Here is a 4,616-nt window from a genome sequence, read left to right as displayed (position 1 = left end):
GAAACCCCACTTGGACATACGGGTGCGGTTGATCAACGTGTCTTCGTCGACCAGGTACATCCAGTCGTCCATGCTCATCTCGTAGGTCGAATCATCAACTGGCAGGTTCAGGCGATAACGCCAGTGGAAGGTGTTGCCTGCGATCTGGCCCTGAGCAACTCCGACCACATCATGCGCGCGACCGCTCCACTGACCATTGCCCCCGGGAGTGAGGGTCCAGACTCGGCGTTCACGGGTGCCGTCGCTGTAACGGAAGCGCTCGTCGAGGATCAGGTTTTCACCTTCACGACGGCTGGCGATATCAACCTCGAAACGCTTGACCACTTCGCCGTTGCGTTTCTGAAACATCCCCCAGGCTTTGACGGGCTGGCTGAAGAACTGCTCCAGACTCAATGCCGGTTGCTGATCCGCATAACGAGCAACATCGACACTGCCGCAGCTTGCAATGCTGAGCGCCAGTCCTAACAGCAGCAGAAATCGGGTCATCTTCCTACTCCTTGTGCTTGTACAGTTAACAGGCTGTGTATAGGCCTAGCGCCGGCCGATGAGCTGGAGAAATTCCTGCCGCGTCGTCGAGCTGTCGCGAAAGGCACCGAGCATGACCGAGGAGGTCATGATCGAATTCTGCTTCTCGACGCCGCGCATCATCATGCACATGTGCCTGGCTTCAATGACCACCGCGACGCCGGCGGCATCGGTGATCTGCTGGATCGCCTGAGCAATCTGCCGAGTGAGGTTTTCCTGGATCTGCAGGCGCCGCGCGAACATGTCGACCACCCGCGCCACCTTCGAAAGCCCCAGCACCCGGCCAGTGGGGATATACGCCACATGCGCCTTGCCGATAAACGGCAGCATATGGTGTTCACACAGCGAATAGAGCTCGATGTCGCTGACGATCACCATCTCATCGCTCTGCGACTCGAACAGCGCACCGTTGGTGACGTCTTCCAGGCTCATCGCATATCCGTTGCACAGGTATTGCATCGCCTTGGCGGCGCGCTGGGGCGTGTCCAGCAAACCCTCGCGTTCCGGGTTTTCACCGACGCCAACGAGGATTTCACGGTAATGGCTGGCTAGTAGTGGGCTCATTCGGGTTACTCGTGGCGGTGCGGGTTAGGGACACTGTCGGGCGAAAAGGTTGTACGCATACAGGTTGGCTGTATAGGTTTTATTGAAGATAGGCTGAAAAGGATCAACTGACAACGCATCGGTGGTTTTTTTGTGCGGGTTTGGGAGTTTAGACAGGACAAACCTGGGGCCAGGTTTGGTGAGTGGCTTGCTTGGGCCAGATGTACGGGCGTTTCAGCTGATAGCTGCCGGTGGCGGATGGCAGCTATCGGTCAGAGCGTACGCCCAACGCACTTTTTTCCAACCCAAAGCGGTCATCATCATGTTCAAGTATTATTGCGTCGATGCTCGGACTGTTCATAGGTAGGTTGACGCATGGCCAGAAGCGTTAGGCTTCAACAGAAACTTCATTCAAAGTATCTCGTTGAGGTAGCGGGAGAGGTGGTGTTTGATGACTGCCTTGTTGAAAAGCTATGGGCGCTCAACAGAGGTGACCGGTTTGAGTTGAATTCACGCTCCTTCGGTTTTGGACCTGTTCAAAAATACCGCTTGGAATACGTGATAACGAGAGGCCCCATTCCTGGGCATTGGCTCTACAAAGAATTTGACCCAAAGGAACTGACATTATTTTTTACGGCAAAAGACTTTGCCGGCATTTGCCATGGCTGGACCTTGTATGACGAGTGACCATTCACGGTTCGCTGCCTGGGAGGCAGCTTCCGGCCAAAAACAGTCATTCAGGTATGCCGATAAAACCATAATCGGCCATACGTAGATGGATGTAGATTTATTGCCTCAGCGAGCTTGCAAGAGCGAGCCAACCAGCGAGCCTTTGACCTATCGAGTACTCGACACGCTAGCTTGTCTGGACGGGTTTTAAGGTTGTCAGAGTTCTTGGGTTGCCATAATCGGATGCACGAGAATCGGCCACGCGAGTGATGAACTCACGTACCCATTTGAAGCCGGCGTGCCCATCCGACCGCTCATGCCAGAACAAGCCAATCGCAAAACCTTCCACCGGCAAGGGAGGGGCTACGCACAGCAGTTGCTCGCTGCGACCGTCTACAAGACGACTTGGAACCAGGGCCACACAATCCGACTGCGCGACCAACTCCGGTACTGGAAGGAATGACGACGCTGAATGAACGACGTTACGCCGCAGCCCGTGCGCTACCAAGGCGTGATCCACCGAGGTAGAGAAGCCTCCGCCGCGCAGTGACACCACGACATGTTCCAGCTGCGCGAACTCATCCACGGTCAGGCCCGCGCGCAGGCTTGGATGCCCACGACGCCCGATCAGCACGTAACTCTCATCATAGAGGTGTTGCGAGTGCAGTGCGGGCGGAACCCCGTTCATGTTTATCACGGCCAGATCCACCTCGCCGCGGGTCATCTGCAGCTCCAGCTGTGGTACGTCCAGGACGCGCAGTGCGATGCGGACACCCGGCGCTTCGCGTCGCATGGCGACAACGAGATGTTTGATCAAAACCGCCTGCACGTAATCCGTGCAGGCGATTGATACCGTCAGGCTCGCCGTCGCGGGCTCGAAATTCAGGTGAGTAGTGACGGTCGCCCTTACCTGGTCAAGTGCCTGGCGAAGCGGCACGAGCAGCTCCAAGGCTTTGACGGTGGGCGTCATTCCACGCTGCGCGGGGATCAGAAGAGGGTCGTTGAAGACGTCGCGCAGACGGCTCAACTGAGCGCTGACTGCTGGCTGGCTCAAATGCAGACGGGCGGCAGCCCGGGTCACGTTCTGCTCAATGAGAAGGGCCTCCAACGTCACAAGCAGATTTAGATCAAGGCGTCTGGTATCCATCGATCTTATGTTAGCAGCAAAATTTTGCGATTTCACAGATGGCCCGAGCCCCGCGACACTCCTTCGAAATCACAGCGGAGCCGTCCTTCATGTCGAAAAAAGTACTGATCATCTATGCCCATCCCGAGCCTTCGTCGCTAACGCGGCAACTGGTGGATGTGTCTGTTGAATGCTTGACTGCGCAAGGACACGATGTCCTGCAATCCGATCTATACACCATGGGCTGGAAAGCGATATTTGACGAGCACGACTTTCCTCAGCGGGCCAACCCTCAGCGGCTGTCGTTCGGAGCAGAGTCCGCCCACGCCTATCGTCATCGCAGCCAAAGCTCTGACGTGGCGGCGGAGCAAGACAAGGTTCTAGCGGCAGACGTTGTCATCTTCCAGTTTCCGCTCTGGTGGTACGGCATGCCGGCCATCATGAAGGGATGGATAGATCGCGTCTGGGCAGCCGGACTCGCCCACGGCTACAAGGACGCTGGCAACGCCTACCGCTATGGTGACGGCGCTTTCAAAGGCAAGCGGGCCATGTTGTCAGTCGCTGTCGGCGGCCCCGCAGATGACTACTCGCCGCGCGGCATCAACGGACCACTCGAGCAATTGCTGTTTCCGATCACGCATGGCGCGCTCTACTTTCCTGGGTTCGATGTGCTGCCGACGTTCGCCATATATGGCACTGGCAACTTGACCGCCGCAGATGCCGTCGCAGCCAAAGAGGCTTGGCGCACCCGACTCGAGGATTTGTTCACAGATGCGCCAATACCCTTCCGGCCCCAAAACGGTGGGGACTACACTCCCCGCAATGAGCTTAAACCGAATGTGGCCGTGGGCCAGAGCGGCATAATGGCGCACGTCGCTTATGGTGAAACAATCCAGCGCAAGCAGCTGAAAACGGAGGAGGTGACATGAAAACCTTCGTGATTCTGACTCGCCGTGCTGATGGAGCGGCAGAAGACTTCAAGCGGCTGGCGAAACCGGAAGTAGTGCACGTTTGGCAAGGCTTCGCTGACGGTATCGTGCGCGCAGTTCATGGGCTGGCCGCTGGTCCCGGTGCCGCGTTTGAACTGGAGTCCGCCACCTTCGAAGAGGCGCGTGATTACATCGAGGCGTTGCCTTACGTCAAAGGGAATCTGCTACACGTGCAGTACTGCGCGCTCAAGCCCTTCTCTGATTACGAGAGACTCGCTTCCTCCTGATCAGCGCAGATCAACTCCCGTTTGCACGGCGCTGCATGCTGCAGCCAGATTTTACGCGCAGCATGCAGCGTCAGGCCGGGACTCGTCTGATGCGAAGAGGGCTGGGACTGGCGGCTTCTGCCGTTTCCGGCCTGTTGCGAAGGCCTGTAATTGACTCATAGCCACGCTTTGACTCCCGCAGCCTGCCTGATTGCAGGTCAAAATTTTACGGAGAATTTACGCAGTCTTTATTGAGGGCATCCGATACTGCGCGGCGCTAATTTGGAACGGTATCGTGATGTCCCTCGCAGCAATTCGGCTTATCGGCTTCATCTTGGGTATTTTTCTGATCACCCTGGCGGTAAGCATGGCTATACCCATGATGACGCTGGTGGTCTATGAGCATAGCGACGATCTGTCGGCCTTTCTCTGGTCGAGTCTGATTACCTTCATCTGTGGTCTGCTGTTGATCGTGCGAGGGCGTCCGGAGACTGGCAATCTTCGGCCCAGGGACATGTACCTGCTGACTACCGCTAGCTGGGTTGTTGTGTGCGCCTT

Annotated in this window: 6 protein-coding genes and 1 pseudogene; 4 read left to right on the top strand and 3 right to left on the bottom strand. The window is 56.8% G+C overall.

What is annotated here, in order from left to right; translation table 11 throughout:
- Together OQK_RS24640 and folE are read right to left on the bottom strand one after the other, a co-directional pair.
- On the bottom strand, nt 1–486 hold a 486-nt coding region (locus tag OQK_RS24640; protein ID WP_016774772.1), incomplete at its 3' end, for a DUF3833 domain-containing protein.
- A gap of 45 nt (nt 487–531) precedes the next feature.
- On the bottom strand, nt 532–1,089 hold the full coding sequence (gene folE / locus OQK_RS24635) for a GTP cyclohydrolase I FolE (RefSeq protein WP_016774771.1): 558 nt from the start codon (nt 1,087–1,089) through the stop codon (nt 532–534).
- Between the two features lie 354 nt (nt 1,090–1,443).
- Between folE and OQK_RS24630 the strand changes: the two genes are divergently transcribed.
- Nucleotides 1,444–1,755, top strand: a complete 312-nt coding sequence (locus OQK_RS24630; protein ID WP_016774770.1) for a hypothetical protein — start codon at nt 1,444–1,446, stop codon at nt 1,753–1,755.
- 169 nt (nt 1,756–1,924) lie between these two features.
- Here the strand turns inward: OQK_RS24630 and OQK_RS24625 are convergent, their stop codons facing one another.
- On the bottom strand, nt 1,925–2,884 hold the full coding sequence (locus OQK_RS24625) for a LysR family transcriptional regulator (protein ID WP_050977893.1): 960 nt from the start codon (nt 2,882–2,884) through the stop codon (nt 1,925–1,927).
- Between the two features lie 89 nt (nt 2,885–2,973).
- On the opposite strand from OQK_RS24625, the gene OQK_RS24620 reads away from it, so the two are divergent.
- The 3 genes and pseudogenes from OQK_RS24620 to OQK_RS31730 form a co-directional block, all read left to right on the top strand.
- Entirely contained in the window at nt 2,974–3,792 is an 819-nt protein-coding gene (locus OQK_RS24620; protein ID WP_016774768.1) for an NAD(P)H-dependent oxidoreductase, read from the top strand.
- Entirely contained in the window at nt 3,789–4,079 is a 291-nt protein-coding gene (locus OQK_RS24615; protein ID WP_016774767.1) for a hypothetical protein, read from the top strand. Before OQK_RS24620 ends, OQK_RS24615 begins: the two co-directional genes overlap by 4 nt.
- A gap of 277 nt (nt 4,080–4,356) precedes the next feature.
- Nucleotides 4,357–4,616 (top strand): annotated as a pseudogene (locus tag OQK_RS31730) (potassium transporter TrkH); the annotation flags it as partial.

Source organism: Pseudomonas sp. R62, from assembly GCF_000257605.1.
Taxonomy (GTDB): domain Bacteria; phylum Pseudomonadota; class Gammaproteobacteria; order Pseudomonadales; family Pseudomonadaceae; genus Aquipseudomonas; species Aquipseudomonas atacamensis.
The sequence above is the reverse complement of the archived record's forward strand: the minus strand, read 5'-3'. Positions and strand labels throughout refer to the sequence as shown.